This is a genomic window from Nocardioides phosphati (genome assembly GCF_014646375.1).
Taxonomy (GTDB): domain Bacteria; phylum Actinomycetota; class Actinomycetes; order Propionibacteriales; family Nocardioidaceae; genus Nocardioides; species Nocardioides phosphati.
This window is the reverse complement of record NZ_BMNI01000006.1, coordinates 32963-52783: the sequence shown is the minus strand read 5'-3', so window position 1 is coordinate 52783 and position 19821 is coordinate 32963. Positions and strand designations below refer to the sequence as shown.

The 19821-nt window shown below is 71.0% G+C and carries 18 protein-coding genes; 4 read left to right on the top strand and 14 right to left on the bottom strand.

Features of this window, described 5'->3' with window-relative positions; all coding sequences use genetic code 11:
- The first annotated feature begins 36 nt into the window (after nt 1-36).
- The gene (locus tag IEX47_RS12395) at nt 37-1368 is read left to right on the top strand and encodes a 3-oxoacyl-ACP reductase (RefSeq protein WP_188784322.1); all 1332 of its coding nucleotides are present in this window, start codon (nt 37-39) and stop codon (nt 1366-1368) included.
- Nucleotide 1369: 1 nt separating this feature from the next.
- Nucleotides 1370-2245, top strand: a complete 876-nt coding sequence (locus tag IEX47_RS12390) for a MaoC family dehydratase (RefSeq protein ID WP_188784321.1) — start codon at nt 1370-1372, stop codon at nt 2243-2245.
- Between the two features lie 93 nt (nt 2246-2338).
- On the opposite strand, the gene tesB is transcribed toward IEX47_RS12390, so the two are convergent.
- Nucleotides 2339-3211: an acyl-CoA thioesterase II gene (gene tesB, locus IEX47_RS12385; RefSeq protein WP_188784320.1), complete on the bottom strand. Its 873-nt coding sequence runs from the start codon at nt 3209-3211 to the stop codon at nt 2339-2341.
- Entirely contained in the window at nt 3211-4146 is a 936-nt protein-coding gene (locus IEX47_RS12380; protein WP_188784319.1) for a proteasome assembly chaperone family protein, read from the bottom strand. The genes tesB and IEX47_RS12380 overlap by 1 nt, the downstream gene beginning before the upstream one ends.
- A 133-nt stretch (nt 4147-4279) precedes the next feature.
- Here IEX47_RS12380 and IEX47_RS12375 point away from each other — a divergent pair, with 133 nt between their 5' ends.
- Together IEX47_RS12375 and IEX47_RS12370 are read left to right on the top strand one after the other, a co-directional pair.
- The gene (locus IEX47_RS12375) at nt 4280-5491 is read left to right on the top strand and encodes a thiolase family protein (RefSeq protein WP_188784318.1); all 1212 of its coding nucleotides are present in this window, start codon (nt 4280-4282) and stop codon (nt 5489-5491) included.
- Nucleotides 5488-7578 carry a 3-hydroxyacyl-CoA dehydrogenase NAD-binding domain-containing protein gene (locus tag IEX47_RS12370; protein WP_229662838.1) on the top strand — a complete coding sequence of 697 codons (2091 nt, stop codon included), beginning with the start codon at nt 5488-5490 and terminating at the stop codon, nt 7576-7578. The genes IEX47_RS12375 and IEX47_RS12370 overlap by 4 nt, the downstream gene beginning before the upstream one ends.
- Nucleotides 7579-7648: 70 nt before the next feature.
- On the opposite strand, the gene IEX47_RS12365 is transcribed toward IEX47_RS12370, so the two are convergent.
- The 12 genes from IEX47_RS12365 to acnA all read right to left on the bottom strand — a co-directional run bounded on the left by IEX47_RS12365 (nt 7649) and on the right by acnA (nt 19568).
- On the bottom strand, nt 7649-9145 hold the full coding sequence (locus tag IEX47_RS12365) for an amino acid permease (RefSeq protein ID WP_188784317.1): 1497 nt from the start codon (nt 9143-9145) through the stop codon (nt 7649-7651).
- A gap of 18 nt (nt 9146-9163) precedes the next feature.
- Nucleotides 9164-10420, bottom strand: coding sequence for a hypothetical protein (locus IEX47_RS12360; protein ID WP_188784316.1), 1257 nt, complete (start codon nt 10418-10420; stop codon nt 9164-9166).
- Nucleotides 10401-12275 (bottom strand): 1-deoxy-D-xylulose-5-phosphate synthase, encoded by a 1875-nt coding sequence (gene dxs / locus IEX47_RS12355; RefSeq protein ID WP_188784315.1) that lies wholly within the window; start codon nt 12273-12275, stop codon nt 10401-10403. The genes IEX47_RS12360 and dxs overlap by 20 nt, the downstream gene beginning before the upstream one ends.
- 38 nt (nt 12276-12313) lie before the next feature.
- A complete protein-coding gene (locus IEX47_RS12350) occupies nt 12314-12781 on the bottom strand; it encodes an NUDIX domain-containing protein (protein WP_188784314.1) in 468 nt (155 codons plus the stop codon).
- The gene (locus IEX47_RS12345) at nt 12778-13212 is read right to left on the bottom strand and encodes an NUDIX domain-containing protein (RefSeq protein WP_188784313.1); all 435 of its coding nucleotides are present in this window, start codon (nt 13210-13212) and stop codon (nt 12778-12780) included. Before IEX47_RS12345 ends, IEX47_RS12350 begins: the two co-directional genes overlap by 4 nt.
- A 1-nt stretch (nt 13213) precedes the next feature.
- Entirely contained in the window at nt 13214-13762 is a 549-nt protein-coding gene (locus IEX47_RS12340; protein WP_188784312.1) for a thioredoxin-like domain-containing protein, read from the bottom strand.
- Complete coding sequence (locus tag IEX47_RS12335) at nt 13759-14070, bottom strand: thiamine-binding protein (protein WP_188784311.1); 312 nt, start codon at nt 14068-14070, stop codon at nt 13759-13761. The genes IEX47_RS12340 and IEX47_RS12335 overlap by 4 nt, the downstream gene beginning before the upstream one ends.
- Nucleotides 14067-14450, bottom strand: a complete 384-nt coding sequence (locus IEX47_RS12330) for an MmcQ/YjbR family DNA-binding protein (RefSeq protein ID WP_188784310.1) — start codon at nt 14448-14450, stop codon at nt 14067-14069. Before IEX47_RS12330 ends, IEX47_RS12335 begins: the two co-directional genes overlap by 4 nt.
- A 1-nt stretch (nt 14451) precedes the next feature.
- Nucleotides 14452-14856, bottom strand: a complete 405-nt coding sequence (locus IEX47_RS12325) for a secondary thiamine-phosphate synthase enzyme YjbQ (protein ID WP_188784309.1) — start codon at nt 14854-14856, stop codon at nt 14452-14454.
- A gap of 20 nt (nt 14857-14876) precedes the next feature.
- A complete protein-coding gene (locus IEX47_RS12320; protein WP_188784308.1) occupies nt 14877-15356 on the bottom strand; it encodes a SigE family RNA polymerase sigma factor in 480 nt (159 codons plus the stop codon).
- Nucleotides 15343-16695: a hypothetical protein gene (locus tag IEX47_RS12315; RefSeq protein ID WP_188784307.1), complete on the bottom strand. Its 1353-nt coding sequence runs from the start codon at nt 16693-16695 to the stop codon at nt 15343-15345. The genes IEX47_RS12320 and IEX47_RS12315 overlap by 14 nt, the downstream gene beginning before the upstream one ends.
- A 191-nt stretch (nt 16696-16886) precedes the next feature.
- On the bottom strand, nt 16887-19568 hold the full coding sequence (gene acnA / locus IEX47_RS12310) for an aconitate hydratase AcnA (protein ID WP_188784306.1): 2682 nt from the start codon (nt 19566-19568) through the stop codon (nt 16887-16889).
- Nucleotides 19569-19821: the final 253 nt, after the last annotated feature.

Genomic DNA, 19821 nt, shown 5'->3' with positions numbered 1-19821 from the left:
CGGCCAAGCCGCCCATTCCAGTGGAGGAACCACGCAATGACCGACCGTTACCAGGGCTTCGCGAAGTCGTCGATCGGCAAGCTGCTCGTGAAGCAGCTCGGCCTGCCCAACCCCGTCGAGCTCGACCGCTACACCGAGGGCGCTCCCCTGGTGAAGGGCACCGTCCTCGTCGGCGGCAGCGGCAAGCTCGCCTCCACCCTCCCCGCCACGCTCTCCGGCCTCGGCATCGAGTCGGCGACCTCCGTCGAGGAGGGCGCGAAGTTCAAGGGCCTCGTCTTCGACGCGACCGCCTTCGACTCCGAGGCCGACCTGGTCCAGCTGCAGCAGTTCTTCACCCCGGTGATGCGCAAGCTCGAGAACTGCGCCCGCGTGGTCGTCCTGGGCACCAACCCGACCGAGGTCAAGGGCGGCGCCCGCATCGCGCAGCGCGCCCTCGAGGGCTTCACCCGCTCCCTCGGCAAGGAGATCGGCAAGGGCGCCACCGTCCAGCTCGTCTACGTGACCCCGGGCGCCGAGGACGCGATCGACTCGACCCTCGCCTTCTTCCTCTCCCCCAAGTCCGCCTACGTCTCGGGCCAGGTCGTCCGCATCGGCACCAACGCCAAGAAGGCCGCGGTGAAGGTCGACATCGAGAAGCCGCTGAGCGGCAAGGTCGCCATCGTCACGGGTGCCTCGCGCGGCATCGGCGAGCAGATCGCCCGGGTCCTGCACCGCGACGGCGCCACCGTCCTCGGCATCGACATCCCGCAGGCCGCCTCCGACCTCGCCGCCGTCATGGGCGAGATCGACGGCGTCTCGCTGACGCTCGACATCACGCACGCCGACGCCCCGCAGCGCATCGCGCACTTCGCCAAGGAGCAGTTCGGTGGCGTCGACATCGTCGTGCACAACGCCGGCATCACGCGCGACAAGAAGCTCGCCAACATGGACGAGGCCCGCTGGCAGTCGGTCATCTCCGTCAACCTGACCGCCCCCGAGCGGATCACCCGCGAGCTCCTCGCCCAGGGCGCGATCAACAAGAACGGCCGCATCATCGGCGTCTCCTCGATCGCGGGCATCGCCGGCAACATGGGCCAGACCCAGTACGCCGCGTCGAAGGCCGGCGTCATCGGCTTCGTCGACTCCCTCGCCGACGAGCTCAAGGACGGCATCACGATCAACGCCGTCGCGCCGGGCTTCATCATCACCGCGATGACCGCCGCGATCCCGTTCGCCACCCGCGAGGTCGGTCAGCGCATGAATGCGATGCAGCAGGGTGGCCTCCCGGTCGACGTCGCCGAGACCATCGCCTGGTACGCCTCCCCCGCGTCGACCGCCGTCAACGGCAACGTCGTCCGCGTGTGCGGCCTGATGATGCTCGGTGCCTGACATGGCCGAGACCCGCATCGTCGACTCCCCGGCGGGCGCCGGCGCGATGCTGAAGGCCGTCCTCCCGACGGTCCCCGGCATCAACCAGCTCCCGGGCGTCAAGAAGACCTCCAGGGAGCTGCCCGACCTCGTGCTGCGTCGCGAGGGCGTGGAGATCACCCGCGAGGCCGTCGCGCCGTACGCCGCCATCGCGGGCTTCCCGACCAAGGACGTCGCGCCGCTGCCGTACGTCCACAACCTGGCGTTCCCGCTGCACATGGCGCTCCTCACCGACCAGTCCTTCCCGTTCGCGGCGATGGGCCTGGTGCACCTGGAGAACTCCATCTCGCAGCTCCGCCCGATCGCGTTCGGCGAGAAGGTCGACGTCGAGGTCAAGGCCGCCAACCTGCGCAAGTCCACCAAGGGCAAGGCGTTCGACATGCTGACCACGGTCAGCGTCGGCGGCGAGACCGTGTGGGAGGAGACCTCCACCTACCTGCGCGTCGGTGGCGGCGACAAGGAGAACGGCGACGCCGGCATGGCGCTCTCCGACGTCGAGGCGACCGGCGCGATCTGGTCGCTCCCGACCGACCTCGGCCGCCGCTACGCGGCCGTCTCCGGTGACCGCAACCCGATCCACCTCTACCCGCTGACCGCCAAGGCGCTCGGCTTCAAGGGCCACATCGCCCACGGCATGTGGACCATGTCGAAGGCGGTCGCGACCCTCGAGGCGCGGCTCCCCGACGCGGTGCGGGTCGACGTGGCCTTCAAGACGCCGATCTTCCTGCCGGGCAAGGTCCGCTTCGGCGCCGTCCCCGTCGACGGTGGCCTGGACTTCGCGGTCACCAACCCGAGGAACGGCGCGCCCCACGTGCTCGGACGCACCCGGGCGCTCTGACCCGACGCACCAGACGACGGCCGCGAGTCCCTCAGGGGCTCGCGGCCGTCGTCGTTCCCGGCGGTCACGCCCGTGCCCGGGCGCGCAGCAGGCTCACCTGCCGGCGCGCACCCGGATCAGGCCCTCCTGGGCCGTGCTCGCGATGAGCCGCCCGTCCTGGGTGAAGAGCCGGCCGATCGCGAGCCCCCGCCCCTGCGACGCGCTCGGCGAGACCTGGTCGTAGAGCAGCCACTCGTCGGCCCGGAACGGCCGGTGGAACCAGATCGTGTGGTCGAGCGAGGCCGCCTGCATGTGGGGATCGGCGAAGTTGACGCCGTGGGCGACGAGCGCGCTGCCGAGCAGAGTGACGTCGGTCAGGTAGGTGAGCGCCGCCTTGTGGATCATCGGGCCGTCGGGCAGCCGGCCGTCGACGCGCACCCAGAAGCGCTGCCGGGCCGGGTGGTGCGGGTCGCCCGCGAGCACGCCGCCGGGGCGCGAGTCGCCGGCCGCGCGCATGTCGAGCACGGACCACTCCTGCTCGAGCACCTTGACGTACTCCTCCGGGGCGCGCTTGCGCAGCAGGTCGAGGTTGCGCGGGCAGTCGTCAGGGGCCGGCACCTCGGGCATGGCGTCCTGGTGCTCGAGCCCCTCCTCGGCCACCTGGAAGCTCGCGGTCAGGTAGTAGATCGGGCGACCGTGCTGGCGCGCCTCCACCCGGCGGGTCGCGAACGACGAGCCGTCACGGATCCGCTCGACGTCGTAGATGATCGGAACGTTGGGGTCGCCGGGGCGCAGGAAGTAGCTGTGCAGGGAGTGCATCGTCATGCCCTCCGGCGCCGTCCGCTCGGCCGCGACCATCGCCTGGCCCGCCACCTGCCCACCGAAGACCCGCTGGAAGAACGTGATCGGCTGGCGGCCGCGGTAGAGGTTGGCATCGATGGTCTCGAGGTCGAGCAGGTCCACCAGCTCTTCGACGGACGTCGGCATCAGTCATCTCCTTCAGGCGCCTCGACAGGCGTCGTGTCAGGGCCGTCGAGCCCGGCGAGGAACCGCTCGAACTCCGCGCCGAGCTCCTCCCCGGTCGGCAGCGGCTGCTCGGTCGCGAGGAGGCTGTCGTCGCCGCCACGCTGGAACGCGTCGTACTGCTGCTCCATGCCGGCGACCAGCTCCGCGACGTCGGGGTTCTCCTCGAGGTGCTCGGTGATCTCCGCGAGGCGCTGCGCCGCGGCCACCTTGAGGGCGTCGAGGTCGAAGGTCAGGCCGGTCGAGTCCTCGACACCGGCGAGCAGGGCCCGCGCAGCCTCGGGGTAGTCACTGCCCTGGACGTAGTGCGGCACGTGGGCGACCCAGCCGGTCATCGGGTGGTCGGTCTCCCCCAGCCGCACCTCGAGCAGCGAGTGCGCCGACGACGGGATCCGTAGCTCGCCGCGCCAGTGGTTGACGCGGCGCATCAGCTCGCGACGGTTGGCGTGCTGCGTCACCGCGATCGGACGCGTGTGGGGCACCGCCATCGGCACCGAGCCGAGCGAGACGACGAGGCCCACGCCGAAGTGCTCGACGACCGCGCGCACGGCGTTGACGAACGCCTCCCAACGGTTGTCCGGCTCGGGGCCCGAGAGCAGCAGGAACGGCTTGTCCGCCGCATCGCGCTGCAGGCGAACGACGAGGCGGGGCGCGTCGTACGCCTCGTAGTGGTCCTCGACGAAGGAGATCGCCGGACGACGGGCGCGGTAGTCGTGGAACGCGTCGACGTCGAACGTCGCGACGACCGGACCGGCGCCGCCGGTCCGCTCCAGCTGGTCGACGGCGAGGACCGTGCCGTTGCCCGCGTCGAGGAAGCCGTGGAGCGCGACGACCAGGACGGGAGCGTCACCCAGCCCGTCGACGTCGTCGACGATGTGCACGAACCGATTGCCCGTCACGCGGCGCTCCTCAGGAGTAGTTTCTCGATGGCCTGAGCGTAGTGGTCAGCACCACTCGCAACATGCCTGCCCTGAACTAGTTACTGGCGGGTAGCATTCCCGGTGACATCCACGAACAATCGAGGAGATCCTGTTGTCCCGACAGCTCCGCGACGTCGTCTTCGTTGACGGCGTTCGTACTCCCTTCGGCCGGTCCAAGGGCCAGTACGCCGAGACCCGAGCCGATGACCTGGTCATCAAGTGCATGCGCGAGCTCCTGCGCCGCAACCCGAGCCTCCCGCCCGAGCGCATCGACGAGGTCGCCATCGCCGCGACCACGCAGATCGGCGACCAGGGCCTGACCCTCGGCCGCACCGCCGGCATCCTCGCGGGCCTGCCGAAGACCGTCCCCGGCTTCGCCATCGACCGCATGTGCGCCGGCGCGCTGACCGCCGTCACCACCACCGCGGGCGGCATCGCCTTCGGCTCGTACGACGTGGTCATCGCGGGCGGCGTCGAGCACATGGGCCGCCACCCCATGGGCGAGGGCGTCGACCCGAACCCGCGGATCATCTCCGAGAAGCTGGTCGACCCCGAGGCGCTCGCCATGGGCAACACCGCGGAGAACCTCCACGACCGCTACCCCGCCATCACCAAGGAGCGCGCCGACGCGTTCGCCGTCCAGTCCCAGCAGCGGGCTGCTGCGGCGTACGAGGCGGGCATCATCCAGCCCGACCTCGTGCCGATCGCGACCCGCTCCGCCGAGGACGGCTGGGGCCTGGCCACGACCGACGAGCCGATGCGTCCGCAGACCACCATGGAGACGCTCGGCGCGCTGAAGACGCCGTTCCGCTCGCACGGCCGGGTCACCGCGGGCAACGCGGCCGGCATCAACGACGGCGCCACCGCCGCGCTGCTCTGCGCCGAGCCCGTCGCTGCCGAGCTGGGCCTCGAGCCCAAGATGCGCCTGGTCTCCTTCGCCTATGCGGGCATCGAGGCCGAGTTCATGGGTGCCGGCCCGATCCCGTCGACCGAGAAGGCGCTGGCCCAGGCCGGGCTGACCATCGACGACATCGACGCCTTCGAGATCAACGAGGCGTTCGCCGTCCAGGTCCTCTCGCTGCTCGACCACTACGGCATCGCGGACGACGACGCGCGCGTCAACCCGTTCGGTGGCGCCATCGCCTTCGGCCACCCGCTCGCCTCCTCCGGCGTGCGCCTCATGAACCAGCTCGCTGCGCAGTTCAAGCAGGACCCGGCCAAGCGCTACGGCATCACGACCATGTGCGTCGGCCTCGGCCAGGGCGCCACGGTCGTCTGGGAGAACGTCAACTGGAACGGCGAGAAGAAGGAGAACGCCAAGTGAACGACGTCATCACCCGCGCCCAGGCGCTCGTGACCGACTCCGAGGTCATCACCAAGGCGAAGCTCCGCAAGGTCACCCTCGCCGGTGACGCGGGCGTCATGGGCCTGATCACCCTGGACAACGGCTTCGACCACACCAAGCCGAACACCTTCGGCCCGGGCTCGCTCGTCGAGCTCAACACCGCGATCGACGCCGCCCTCGCAGACGACGAGATCACCTCGATCGGTGTCACCGGCAAGCCGTTCATCCTCGCGGCCGGTGCCGACCTGACCGCACTGCGGTCGGCGGGCTCCCCCGACGCGATCCGCACGATCGCCGAGCTGGGCCACTTCGTCTTCGGCAAGCTCGACTCCGCCGTCGGCGGGAAGAAGTCGTTCGGCTTCATCAACGGCCTCGCCCTCGGTGGTGGCCTCGAGGTCGCCCTCAACTGCGACTACCGCACCTCGATCGACTCCCTGCCCGCGGCGGGCCTGCCCGAGGTCATGCTCGGCCTGGTCCCCGGCTGGGGTGGCGCGTGGCTCGTGCCGAACCTGATCGGCGCCGCGGGCGCGGTGAAGGTCGCGCTCGAGAACCCGCTCAACCAGGGCAAGGTCCTCAAGGGCACCGAGCTCTTCGAGGCCGGCCTGTCGGACGCGTCGTTCGGTGGCGCGGACTTCCTCGAGCAGTCGCTCGTCTGGGCCGGCAAGGTCCTCACCGGCGAGATCAAGGTCGAGCGCCCCGAGGTCGACCGCGGCCAGGCCTGGGACGACGCTGTCGCCTGGGGCCGCGCCGTCGCCGCGGGCAAGACCGGTGGCAAGTCCGTCGCCGCGACCCGCCTGCTCGACCTGGTCGAGGCTGCGAAGACCAACACCAAGGCCGAGGGCTTCGCGCTCGAGGACCAGGCGCTGGTCGACATGGCGCAGACGCCCGAGCTCGACGCGTCGCTCTACTCGTTCGACCTGGTCCAGAAGCGCGCCAAGCGCCCGGCCGGTGCTCCGGACAAGGCGCTCGCCCGCAAGGTCACCAAGGTCGGCATCATCGGCGCCGGCCTGATGGCCTCGCAGTTCGCACTGCTGTTCGCGCGCCGCCTGAAGGTTCCGGTCGTCATGACCGACCTCGACCAGTCGCGCGCCGACAAGGGCGTGGCCTACGTCCACGGCGAGATCGACAAGCTGGTCGCCAAGGGCCGGATCTCCTCCGACATGGGCAACCGCCTCAAGGCGCTCGTGACCGCCGAGGTCGACTACGAGAAGGCCTTCTCCGACGCCGACTTCATCATCGAGGCCGTCTTCGAGGAGATGGGCGTCAAGAAGACCGTCTTCGCGAACGCCGAGAAGGTGGCCCCCGCCGAGGCGGTCTTCGCGACCAACACGTCGTCGCTGTCGATCACCGAGATGGCGGCCGACCTCGAGCACCCCGAGCGGGTCGTCGGCTTCCACTTCTTCAACCCGGTCGCGATCATGCCGCTCGTCGAGATCATCACCGGCGAGGCCACCTCGCAGGAGGCGCTCGCCACGGCGTTCGCCACCTCGAAGGGGCTCGGCAAGACCTCGATCCTGGTCAAGGACTCGCCGTCGTTCATCGTCAACCGCCTGCTCGGCCGCTTCATGGGCACCGTCGCGCAGATCGTCGACGAGGGCACGCCGGTCAAGGACGGCGACGCCGCGTTCGCCGGCCTCACCCCGATGCCGCCGTTCGTGCTGCTCGGGCTGGTCGGCCCGGCCATCGCGCTGCACAACAACGAGACGCTGCACCGGGCCTTCCCGGACCGGATGTACGTCTCCCCCACCCTGCAGCGGGTCGTCGAGGCGAAGCTCCCCGGCTTCTACGGTGCCGACGGCAACGTCGCGCCCGAGGTCGAGGCGCTGCTCGAGAAGCCGGCCAACCCGGTCGTCAAGACCGTCGACGAGACCCGCACCGCGGTCCTCGAGGCGATGGCCGACGAGATCAACCGCATGCTCGAGGAGGGTGTCGCCTCCGCGCCGGAGGACATCGACCTCGCGATGATCACCGGTGCCGGCTTCCAGTTCTGGAACGGTGGCATCACGAAGCTCCTCGACCGTGAGGGCATCTCCGAGAAGGTCACCGGCAAGAAGTTCCACGCCTGACCCAGCTCCACCACGACGACGCCGCCGGCCCCGAGGGGACCGGCGGCGTCTGTCGTCTGCGGGCGAGCCGTCAGGCCTCGCCCTCCAGCACCTTCGCGTGGTGGAGCTGACCGCGCCGGCCGACGCGGCTGTTGGCGTAGCCGTAGGTGAAGTAGATGACGAAGCCGATCACCATCCAGACCAGGAACCGCAGCCACGTCTCGGCGCTCAGGTTGAGCATCAGGTAGAGGCAGACCAGCGCGGCGACCACGGGCAGCACCGGGGAGAGCGGCACGCGGAAGCCACGCTCGAGGTCCGGACGGGTACGCCGGAGCACCGGCACCGCGAGCGAGACCAGTGCGAACGCCGCGAGGGTGCCGATGTTGACCATCTCCTCGAGCTTGCCGATCGGCGTCACCGAGGCGACGATCGCGACGAGCACCGCGATGCCGGCGCTGATCCGCAGCGGGGTGCCGGTGCGGGGGTTGACCTTCGCCAGCGTCTCCGGGAGCAGGCCGTCGCGGCTCATCGCGAAGACCACGCGCACGGCGCCGATCATCAGCGTCATCACGACGGTCGTGAGGCCGGCCACGGCCCCGGCGGAGATGAGCGTGGCGTAGCCGTCCTTGCCGTGCGCCACGAAGGCGTTGGCCAGCGCGGCGTTCGGGTCGATGTGGTCGTAGCGGACCATGCCGGTGATGACGAGCGCGACCGCGACGTACAGCACGGTGCAGACGGCGAGCGAGCCGAGGATGCCGATCGGCAGGTCGCGCTGCGGACGGCGCGCCTCCTCGGCCGTGGTCGCGACGACGTCGAAGCCGATGTAGGCGAAGAAGACCACCGAGGCGGCCGAGATGATGCCGAGCACGCCGTAGACCTGCGGCTGGACGCCGAACACGGTCTGCAGGAGCGGCGCGTGGAGCCATCCCCCGGCGGTGCCCACCGTGCCGGCGGCGTCGGGCACGAACGGGTGGTAGTTGCTGCTGTCGATGAGGCCGATGCCGGCGACGATCACGAAGAGCACGATGAAGAGCTTCACGCCGACCAGCACGAGGTTGACCCGCATGCTCTCCTTGATGCCGTAGCAGACCAGCGCGCCGAGCACCGCGACCATGAGGAACGCCGCCAGGTTGAACGAGCCCTCCGGCCCGAGGTCCGCCGGCCAGGTCAGGCCGATCTCGTCGAGGAACGTCACGAAGTAGGTGCTCCACCCCTGCGCGACGACGCTCGCACCGAGGAGGCACTCCAGCAGCAGGTCCCAGCCGATGATCCACGCGACCAGCTCACCGAGCGTCGCATAGGAGAACGTGTACGCCGACCCGGCGACCGGCACGGTGGAGGCGAACTCCGCGTAGCAGAGGGCCGCCAGCGCACAGCACAGCGCGGCGATCAGGAACGAGAAGACGACGCTGGGACCGGCGTACTGGGCGGCCACCTTGCCGGTGAGGGTGAAGATGCCGGCACCGATGACGACACCCACGCCGAAGACCGTGAGGTCGAGGGCGGTGAGGGTCCGCTTCAGCTGGTGCTCGGGCTCGACGGTCTCGGCGATGGACGCCTCGACGGACTTGGTTCGCAGCAGATCCATGGGGAAGACGCTAGCGGCTCAGCCGAAGTACCTGACGATCCGGCGGCCCGCAGCCGCGGCGAGCTGGGCGCCCGTCATGCCGATGACCCGCTGCAGGACCGCGTCCTGGTCGGCCTCCGGCGTGCCGTCCCCCTTGCCCATCTCGGCGAGCAGGGCCCAGATCCGCTCGGGGCCGAACCGGTCGGCGATGACCTCACAGGCCCACCACGCGATGCCGTAGTTGGCCGACGCGCGCGCCCCATTGAAGTCGGTGTCGCCGGGCAGCGCGGTCAGCCCCGCCTGCGCCATCTCGACCGCGTCGCGCGAGATCACCCGCTGGTCGCGCGGCTCGTCACGGACCGACACCCACTCCGCGATGCCCTCGGCGAGCCAGATCGGAACCCGGTCGTCGCGGTCGGCGATCGCCACGTGGGTCAGCTCGTGCCGGATGAGCCGGTCGCGCCGCGGGTCGTCGTGCTGCAGCATCCGCGGGTTGAGCATGAAACGCACCGAGGCCAGGCCGGAGTTGCCGCCGCCTGCCGGCACGCTGAACGCGACCCCCTCGAGCCGCTCCGGGTCTCCCCCGGGCAGCTCGTCGAGCGAGGCCATCTGGGCCACGTCGCTGAGCGCGTAGACGACCACGTGGTGCGACCACGCCAGCGGGATGCGCGGCGCGATCGCGGCGATGCCGCGCTGCACGGCACGCATCACCTGGTAGGCGTCGTCGACGCTGCGGTCGTCGAAGATGCCCAGCACACCGCCCTGGTTCTCGGCCTGGATGCGGGTGCGCTCCCACGGCTGCAGGTCGACGTCGTGGGCCGCGTCGTACGTCGCGTCGTGGTCGGAGGTGACCTCCCAGTCGCCGTCCACGCGGGCGAAGGTGAAGAGCGCGGGCGTGCGGACCGGGACCGCGTCGTAGCCGTCGAGCTGCATGATCACGGTGACCTCGCCCTGCGCCCGGCCGCCCGGGAGCCGCCGGACGTCGTTCAGCTCGAGGTCGTACGCCGCGAGCGGGAGCTCCTGCAGGTTGGCGAAGAGCCGCCGCTGGCGCTTCCTGAACGCCGAGGGCTTCGGGTCGACGGAGTCCATGAACACCGGCTGGTCGTGCAGCAGCACCGCCTTCGCGCGGCTGCTCAGCAGCGCGGCGAGTGCGACGTCGACGGGCGGGCTGCCGGGCGCGGGCTCGGGGCCGGTGCCGGGCGCGGTGGGCGAGCAGCCGGCGAGCACCAGGGTGCCGAGGAGCAGCGCTGCCAGCGTGCGGAGCCGGCGTCGCGGGTCAGCCGACGCGCTGGGCATCGACGGCAGCCGCGATCGCCGCGGTGAGGTGCTCCGGGGTGAGGCCGAGGCGCTCCAGGATCACCGCCCGCTTGGCGTGGTCGAGGAACTCCTGGGGGATGCCGTGGAGCTGGACCGGCGTGCGGATGCCGGCGGCCGTCAGGGCCTGCAGGAGCGTGGCGCCGACTCCGCCGGTGACGCCGTTGTCCTCGACGCTGACGACGAGCTGGTGGGTGCGGGCCAGGTCGAGCAGCGCCGGGTCGACCGGCTTGACCCAGCGGGGGTCGACCACGGTGACCCCGATGCCACGCGCCTCGAGCAGCGCCGCGGTCTCGAGGGCGGTCGCCGCCATCGCCCCGACGGCGACGAGGAGGACGTCGTGGGTGGTGCCGCGGGCGAGCACGTCGACGCCGCCGACGCGGTCGATCGCCGCCATGTCGAGCGGCGGTGGACCCTTGGGGAAGCGGACGACGGTGGGCGCGTCCTCGACCGCGACGGCCTCGCGGAGCAGCTCGCGCAGGCGGGCACCGTCGCGCGGCGCCGCGATCCGCAGGCCGGGGACGACCTGGAGGATCGACATGTCCCACATGCCGTTGTGGCTGGCGCCGTCGTCGCCGGTGACACCCGAGCGGTCGAGCACGAAGGTCACGCCGCAGCGGTGCAGCGCGACGTCCATGAGGACCTGGTCGAAGGCGCGGTTGAGGAAGGTGGCGTAGACCGCGACGACGGGATGCACGCCGCCCATCGCCAGACCGGCGGCGGCCGTGGCGGCGTGCTGCTCGGCGATGCCGACGTCGAAGGTGCGCTCGGGGAAGCGGGCGGCGAAGCGGTCGAGGCCGACCGGGTGCATCATCGCGGCGGTGATCGCCGCGACGTCGGCCCGCTCCTCCCCCAGCTTGACCATCTCGTCGGCGAAGACGTCGGTCCAGATGGCGGCCTTGGGCTGCTCCTCGCCGGTCTCGACGTCGAACGGACCGGGAGCGTGGAACTGGTCGGCCTCGTGCTGCTCGGCGGCCTGGTAGCCGTTGCCCTTGCGCGTGAGCGCGTGGACGATGACGGGGCCATTGAACCGCTTCGCGTGGGCCAGCGCCTGCTCGAGCGCGTCACGGTCGTGACCGTCGATCGGCCCGACGTACTTGAGGCCGAGGTCCTCGAAGAGGCCCTGCGGGGCGATGGCGTCCTTGACGCCCTTCTTCATCGCGTGGAGCGCGTCGTAGGCGATCGGACCGACGCCCGGGATCGCAGTCAGGCGGCGCTTGACGGTGTCAAGCGCCTGCTCGTAGCGCGGGTCGGTGCGGAGGCTGGTGAGCGCGGTCGCGAGGCCGCCGATGGTCGGCGTGTACGAGCGCTCGTTGTCGTTGACGACGATGACGAGGCGGCTCTTGTCGGAGATCGCGATGTTGTTGAGCGCCTCCCAGGCCATGCCGCCGGTCAGTGCGCCGTCGCCGATGACCGCCACGACGTGGCGCTCCTCGCCCTTGAGCGCGTAGGCCTTGGCCAGGCCGTCGGCGTAGCTGAGGCTGGTCGAGGCGTGGGAGTTCTCGACGACGTCGTGCTCGGACTCGGCACGGCTCGGGTAGCCGGAGAGGCCGCCCTCCTGCCGCAGCGTGCCGAAGGCACCGGCGCGGCCGGTCAGCAGCTTGTGGACGTAGGCCTGGTGGCCGGTGTCGAAGACGACCCGGTCGTGCGGGGAGTCGAAGACGCGGTGGATCGCCACCGTCAGCTCGACGACCCCCAGGTTGGGACCGAGGTGGCCGCCCGTGCGGGCGCACGTGTGGACCAGCGTGTCGCGGATCTCCGCGGCGAGCTCGTCGAGCTGCGCTGCCGTCAGGTCCCGGAGGTCACGCGGGGTCGTGATCGACTCCAGGTAGCCCATTGCGTTCCTCCGGCTCAAGCTGCGAATGAGTGGGAAGTCTAGCCGTGCGCACGGCTGGTCAGTGCGGTGTGGCTCGCCGATCCGACGAACGCCGGCATCAGCGCCGCGGCGCCGGCCGTGAGGTCGAGCCGGAGCACGTCGTCCGGGGCGACGAAGACCATCTGGCGACCCTCGCCACAGACGACCTCGGCATCGGTGGCTGCGGTGGCCCCGGCGTACAGGTGGACGGCGTCGAGCCGGCCCCGGCGGTGCTCCACCAGGGCGACGGTGACCTCGACCAGCGGGCCGTCCGGTGCCAGGCCGGTCTCCTCCAGCAGCTCGCGGTACGCCGCCGCGAGGGGCTCCTCCCCCGGCTCGACGTGGCCGCCGGGCAGGCCCCACTTCTCCGGGTCGATCTCGGGGAACTCGTCGCGCTCCTGCATGAGGATCCAGCCGCGCGGGTCGACCAGCGCGACGCTGGCGAAGACCCGGTCGATCGCGCGGTTGGCGCCACACCCGGTGCTCATCGGCGAGCCGCCAGCCCGGCGTACGCGTCGGAGGCCAGGAAGGCGGGCACGAAGTGGCGCGCCGACTCCCACAGGTCGAGCCCGCCGATGGCGGCAGGGTCGACGAAGGTCATCTGCCGGCCCTCGTGGCACGCGACGTCGGCGTCGGTCAGCTCCGCGCGGCCCGCCCACAGCTCGTAGTGCGCGACGCGGTCCTCCTCGGTGTAGTGGAAGACCTCCTCGCGCCAGCGCCGGAGCGAGCCGGGCGGCAGGACGACGCCGGTCTCCTCGGCGAGCTCGCGGTAGGCGGCCGCCTCGTGGGTCTCGCCCTCCTCGACGTGGCCACCCGGCGGGCCCCACTGGTCGGGGCAGCGTGGCGCCAGCTCGTCGCGCTCCTGCAGCAGGAGCGCGCCGGTGGCATTGACCACGAGGACGTTGACGGTGCGGTGCACGTCAGGCCTCCGTGCCCGTCGCGGTCGCGTAGCGGACCAGGCCGCCTGCGCAGCTCGCCATCGCCTCGGGCGCGGTGTGGCCGTCGCCGTACTCCGCGAGGAAGGCGTCGAGCCCCTCGTCCCCGGCGCCGGTCAGCACGAGCTGGCGGCCCCACACGGTGACGACCACCGGCCCCGGCAGCCCGTCGTACGGCGAGAGGATGCCCTCGGCGGGCAGCTTGCGGGCCAGGTCGGCGATGTCGTCGGCGGCGAGCCCGGGCGCGTAGGTGATCCAGACCGCGCCGTGCTCGAGCGCATGGACGGCGAGGCCGTTGTCGACCGGACGGTCGTAGACGCCGCAGGCAAGCCACTGCGGGGAGTGCTCACCGCCGACCGGCGGCGACGTCTGCCAGTGCGGCTCCAGCACGTGGTTGCGGTCGGTGATCGTCCAGGAACGCACGTCGTGGACGGGCGTGTCGCGGTCGTGGCCGGGAACGGCGACGGCAGCGGTGAGTCCTGCGACGGCGAGGAACCCGGCCAGGCCGAGGGCGATCCAGGGTCCGCGGCTCACTCGGCTCCCTCGTCGCCCAGCAGGGCGTTGACCCGCTCGACCTTCGCGGTCAGCTGGCCGTCCCACCCCGGCCGGATGTCGGCCTTGAGCACGAGGCCCACGCGCGGGCTGACGGCCGCGACGGCGTCGACGGCGCGCTTGACCACGTCCATGCACTCGTCCCACTCGCCCTCGATGTTCGTGAACATCGCGTTGGTCTCGTGGGGCAGCCCCGACTCGCGGACCACGCGCACCGCGGCGGCGACCGCCTCGCTGACACCGCCGGTCTCGTCGCCGGTGGTGGGGCTGATGCTGAACGCCACGATCATGCGTCCAGTCTCCCACCTGGACGCGGCACCTGGTCGGCGAGGTGGCTCGGCGCCTGCACGCAGTAGGAGTCGGTGAGCAGCTCGGCCACCTCGTCCCAGTCCGTGTCGCCGTCGAGGACGAGGCCGACGACGTTGGCACCCCACGAGGCCTTGAAGTACGGCGGACCGAGGTGCTGCAGCGCCATCACCTCGTCGGGCTCCGCCCGGACGACCAGCCGGATCAGCTGGTCCTCGCCGCCGAAGACGTGGGCGACGGTCGCCGCACCGACCTTCCAGCTGGTGCCGGTCCACGCAGGGACGCGCTTGCACTGCGGCAGCGAGCCGAGGGTGGCGTCGATGCGGTCGACCCACGCGGGTGGCGGCTCCGGGCGCTCGGCCACGTCAGCCCTCCAGGAGGCTGAGCCGGACCTCGCGGTCGGGGTTGTCGACGTTGAGGTCGACCAGGCAGATGCTCTGCCACGTGCCGAGCGCGAGCCGGCCCCCGATCACCGGCACCGTCGCGTACGGCGGCACGAGGGCCGGCATCACGTGGTCGCGCCCGTGCCCCTTGCTGCCATGGCGGTGGCGCCAGCGATCGTCCTTGGGCAGCAGGTCCTGCAGGGCGGCGAGCAGGTCGTCGTCAGAGCCGGCCCCCGTCTCGAGGATCGCCACCCCGGCCGTCGCGTGGGGGACGAAGACGTGGAGCAGCCCGTCGTTCGCTGCTGCCACGAACTCCGCGCACCGGTCGGTGAGGTCGAGCACGACCTCGCTGCGGCCGGTGTGGACCTGGATGACCTCGGAGCGCATGGCGTCACCGTAGCCGCCACCTAGGACAGTGCGGCGAGCTCGCTGACCCGCAGCCGGGCGAGGGCGTCGCGGCACTGGGACTTCACCGTGCCGACCGAGATGCCGAGCGCCTCCGCGGTCTGCCGTTCGGTCATGTCCTCGTAGTAGCGCAGCACGATCACCGCGCGCTGCCGGGGAGCGAGCCGGGCGAGCGCGGAGCGGAGCGCCTCACGGCCAGCCACGTCGACCTCCGCCGTGCGTGTCTCGGGCAGCATGTCGCTGGTGACCTCGCGCCACCTCCGCCGCCGCCACCGGTTGACGCTCTCGCGCGCCAGGATGGCCCGGACGTAGGGCTCCGGGTCGTCGGCGATCCGCCCCCACTTCGGCACCGCCTTGATCAGGGCCGTCTGCACGAGGTCCTCGGCGTCCTCCGCGCTGCCGGTGAGCAGGTACGCCGTCCGGACGAGCGCCGGGCGCCGCGCCCCGACGTACGCGGTGAACTGCTCCTCAGCGCTGCTCACGACGCCTCCAGACCCCGAGCGCTCCGAGGAGGAGCACCAGCGCACCCACGCCGAGGCCGATGAAGACCCGCGGATCCGTCGGCCAGTCGGGCTCGCCCCGGTCGACGGGCGGAGTGCCGAGCAGGTCGCTGGCCAGCTCGGGCGAGTTCAGCTGCTGCGAGGGCATCCTGATGAACGGCGCGCTCCTTCCGGTCGTCACGTCCACCTCGGCGATCCGGGTGCTGCCGACACCGTCCTCCGACGGCGCGCCGAGCCCGACCACCACGTGGGTCGCGTCGGCCCAGCCGTAGACGTCGAAGGCCCTGAGATCGCGGAAGTTCCGGGCCCGGCCGTCGGGGAAGGTGACCGCGAGGAAGGACCCGTGCTCGTCACCGGCGGCCACCGCCGTCTTGCCGTCCCTCGAGGCGGCGACCGCCGAGGACGTGCCGTTGGAGTCCGAACGCCGCACCCTGACCTGCTGCGCCTCCTTCGGGTGCGCGGGGTCGAGCAGGAAGTAGCGGGAACCGCCGCGCGGGTCGACCAGGAGCCGTCCGTGACCGTCACTGGCGACCACGTCGTCGATCGCCTCGCCGCCCGGCATCGCCAGAGGCACGCGCCGTTGCACACCATCGACGTCCCAGACCCACCCGCGGCCGATCGCGCGCGAGCTGGAGGCGCGGTCGGTGCCCGGCGCGCCACCGATCTCGCCCGCGCGGAAGTAGAGCCGGGAGTCGTCGACCCAGAGGAGGGCCCACGCGCTGATCCCGTACGGCGCGTCCACGAGCTCCCGCCGCACCTTGCCGGTTCGGGTGTCGTAGACGGCGACACCCGAGAGCGCCTCCATGCCGCCGTGGTCGTCGGCCCGGTCGCCCGGGCGTTGCAGCCAGTAGGCGACGTAGCGACCGCTGGGCGAGAGGCTCGCAGCTGTCTCCGAGAAGCCGAGCTCCGGAGGAAGGCCGCCCGGAAGGGTCACCCTCCGGTACTCCCCCGTCGTCGCCGAGACACCGACCAACGACGTCTTGACGGGCCAGCCCTGGCCGGCGGACAGGAGCACGGCGAAAGGACCAGCCGGGTCGTCCTCGTTGGAGATCAGGCCGTGGCCCGGGACGTGGAGCCGGTCAGGAAGGGCGGGGGCGGTCTTCGTCGCGGAGGGCGCTTGCGAGAGGTCGCCCGACGGCAGCAGCAGCCCTGCCCCCGAGACACCGGCGAGCACGACCACGCACGCGGCCACCGCCGCTGCCGCCGTACGCCGGCGCTGGCGACGCTTGCCGGTGTGCCACAGCCCCGCAGGGTCCAGGGGCGCAGGGGTCGCCACGTCACCGGCCAGGTCGGCCAGGCGCTCGTGCAGCTGCTCGGTCATCGCTCCTCCTCGGATGAAGTCTCACCCGTACTCACGCCCTGACGCGTCGGAAAGGAGGGGTGATCACGCCCGAAACTTCGTGCCGCTCCGTGGTCCGGAGTCTCCGTTCGTGATCGGGCCAAATGCGGACCGGCCCGCCACCACGAGGGTGACGGGCCGGAACGCGGACTGCGACAGGCTCAGCTGAGCTGTCAGGCGCCCTTGACCAGGTTGCGCAGGACGAACTGCAGGATGCCGCCGTTGCGGTAGTAGTTCGCCTCACCGGGGGTGTCGATGCGGACGACCGCGTCGAACTCCACACCGGTGTCGGTCGACACGCGCACGGTCTTCGGCGTGGTGCCGTCGTTGAGCGCGGTGATGCCGGTGACCGAGAAGGTCTCCTCGCCGGTCAGACCCAGCGAGTCGGCGTTCTGGCCGGCCGGGAACTGCAGCGGGAGGACGCCCATGCCGATCAGGTTGGAGCGGTGGATGCGCTCGTACGACTCGGCGATGACGACCTTGACGCCCAGGAGCGAGGTGCCCTTGGCGGCCCAGTCACGCGACGAGCCCGAGCCGTACTCCTTGCCGGCCAGGACGACGAGCGGAATGCCCGCGGCCTGGTAGTTCTGCGAGGCGTCGTAGACGAACGACACCGGGCCGTCGGCCTGGGTGAAGTCGCGGGTGAAGCCACCCTCGGTGCCCGGGGCCACCTGGTTGCGCAGGCGGATGTTGGCGAACGTGCCGCGGATCATGACCTCGTGGTTGCCGCGGCGCGAGCCGTAGGAGTTGAAGTCACGCGGCTCGACACCGTTGGCGGTGAGGTACTGACCAGCCGGGGTGTCGCCCTTGATGTTGCCCGCGGGCGAGATGTGGTCGGTCGTGACCGAGTCGCCGAGCTTGAGCAGGACGCGCGCGCCGGAGACGTCGGTGACCGGGGAGGTCTCGAGCGACATCCCGTCGAAGTACGGCGCCTTGCGGACGTACGTCGAGGCCTCGTCCCACTCGAAGGTGTTGCCCTCCGGGGTGGGCAGCGACTGCCAGCGCTCGTCACCGGCGAAGACGTCGGCGTAGTCCTTGGTGAACATCTCCTGGGTGATCGACTCGGCGATGACCTGCTCGACCTCGAGCGGGGTCGGCCAGATGTCCTTGAGGAAGACGTCGTTGCCGTCGGTGTCCTGGCCGATCGGGTCGTTGAACAGGTCGATGTTCATGTTGCCCGCGATGGCGTACGCGATGACCAGCGGCGGCGAGGCCAGGTAGTTCATCTTGATGTCGGGGTTGATGCGACCCTCGAAGTTGCGGTTGCCGGAGAGCACCGAGACCACGGCGAGGTCGTGCTCGTTCACCGCGGCGGAGACCTCGGGGATGATCGGGCCCGAGTTGCCGATGCAGGTGACGCAGCCGTAGCCGACGAGGTCGAAGCCGAGCTTCTCGAGGTACGGCGTGAGGCCGGACTTGTCGTAGTAGTCGGTGACGACCTTGGAGCCGGGCGCGAGGGTGGTCTTGACCCACGGCTTGCGGGTCAGGCCCTTCTCGACGGCCTTCTTCGCCAGCAGCGCGGCGCCGAGCATCACGGACGGGTTGGACGTGTTGGTGCAGGAGGTGATCGACGCGATCGTGACCGCGCCGTTCTCCAGCTCGAACGACGTGCCGTCGGCCAGCGTGACCGGGATCTTCGCCTCCGGCTGCGTGGTGTACGTCGGCAGGTGGCCGGCGAACGAGGTGGCGGCGTCGGTCAGCGCGACGCGGTCCTGCGGGCGCTTCGGGCCGGCGATCGACGGGACGACCGTCGACAGGTCGAGCTCGAGCTTCTCCGAGAAGCGCGGCTCGGCGGCCGGGTCGAGCCAGAGGCCCTGCTCCTTGGCGTACGCCTCGACGAGGGCGAGCTGCTGCTCGTCACGGCCGGTGAGGCGCATGTAGTTGATCGTCTCGTCGTCGATCGGGAAGATGCCGATCGTCGAGCCGAACTCCGGCGACATGTTGCCGATGGTGGCGCGGTTGGCGAGCGGGAGGGCCGCGACGCCGGCGCCGTAGAACTCGACGAACTTGCCGACGACGCCGTGCTTGCGCAGCATCTCGGTGATCGTGAGGACGAGGTCGGTGGCGGTCGCGCCCTCGGGCAGGTCGCCGGTCAGCTTGAAGCCGACGACGCGCGGGATGAGCATCGAGACCGGCTGACCGAGGAGGGCCGCCTCGGCCTCGATGCCGCCGACGCCGAAGCCGAGCACGCCGAGGCCGTTGACCATCGTGGTGTGCGAGTCGGTGCCGACGCAGGTGTCGGGGTAGGCCTGGAGAACACCGTCGACCGTGCGCGTGAAGACCGTGCGGGCCAGGTGCTCGATGTTGACCTGGTGGACGATGCCGGTGCCCGGCGGGACGACCTTGAAGTCGTCGAACGCGGTCTGGCCCCAGCGCAGGAACTGGTAGCGCTCACGGTTGCGCTGGTACTCGATCTCGGTGTTCTTCTCGAAGGCGTCCTTCGAGCCGAACGCCTCGGCGATGACGGAGTGGTCGATGACCATCTCGGCCGGCGAGAGCGGGTTGATCTTCGACGGGTCGCCGCCGAGGTCGGCCGCGGCCTCACGCAGGGTCGCCAGGTCGACGATGCAGGGAACGCCGGTGAAGTCCTGCATGATCACGCGCGCCGGCGTGAACTGGATCTCCTTGTCGGGCTCCGCGGTCTCGTCCCAGCCGGCGAGCGCACGGATGTCGTCCGCCGTGATGTCCGCGCCGTCCTCGGTGCGGAGGAGGTTCTCCAGCAGCACCTTCAGCGAGAAGGGGAGGCTGTCGACGTCGAGGCCCTCGCCCGCGACGGCGTTGAGCCGGAAGATCTCGTACGACGTCCCGTTGACGTCGAGGGCGCCCTTGGCGCCGAAGCTGTCCTGACTGGCCATCAGTCACTTACTCCTCGTGTTGGTGGTGCTGCTGCGCAACTCGGACCCATCCTGCACGCCTCCCCCGGGTATGGGGAGTGCTCCGGCAGAAGTCTCAGAAACCGAAGTCTCTTGATATCAAGATACATCACGTCGAGCGAGCTTCGCGATGCCGTCGCGCGGCGAGTCCCCCGGCCCGGTCGCCGGCGGCCGGGGCAGGGCCGAAGGTCTCTCCCGAGCGGGACGCACGACGGTGGCGAGCCCCTCAGCGCAC

Bases quoted from the DNA above. Each gene is read 5' to 3' on its own strand.
- IEX47_RS12390 (WP_188784321.1), top strand. From the start codon at position 1,370: ATGGCCGAGACCCGCATCGTCGACTCCCCGGCGGGCGCCGGCGCGATG.
- IEX47_RS12395 (WP_188784322.1), top strand. From the start codon at position 37: ATGACCGACCGTTACCAGGGCTTCGCGAAGTCGTCGATCGGCAAGCTG.
- IEX47_RS12315 (WP_188784307.1), bottom strand. From the start codon at position 16,695: ATGACCGAGCAGCTGCACGAGCGCCTGGCCGACCTGGCCGGTGACGTG.
- IEX47_RS12365 (WP_188784317.1), bottom strand. From the start codon at position 9,145: ATGGATCTGCTGCGAACCAAGTCCGTCGAGGCGTCCATCGCCGAGACC.
- acnA (WP_188784306.1), bottom strand. From the start codon at position 19,568: ATGGCCAGTCAGGACAGCTTCGGCGCCAAGGGCGCCCTCGACGTCAAC.
- IEX47_RS12350 (WP_188784314.1), bottom strand. From the start codon at position 12,781: ATGAGCACCGGGTGTGGCGCCAACCGCGCGATCGACCGGGTCTTCGCC.
- dxs (WP_188784315.1), bottom strand. From the start codon at position 12,275: ATGGGCTACCTGGAGTCGATCACGACCCCGCGTGACCTCCGGGACCTG.
- IEX47_RS12360 (WP_188784316.1), bottom strand. From the start codon at position 10,420: ATGCCCAGCGCGTCGGCTGACCCGCGACGCCGGCTCCGCACGCTGGCA.
- tesB (WP_188784320.1), bottom strand. From the start codon at position 3,211: ATGCCGACGTCCGTCGAAGAGCTGGTGGACCTGCTCGACCTCGAGACC.
- IEX47_RS12335 (WP_188784311.1), bottom strand. From the start codon at position 14,070: ATGATCGTGGCGTTCAGCATCAGCCCCACCACCGGCGACGAGACCGGC.
- IEX47_RS12325 (WP_188784309.1), bottom strand. From the start codon at position 14,856: ATGCGCTCCGAGGTCATCCAGGTCCACACCGGCCGCAGCGAGGTCGTG.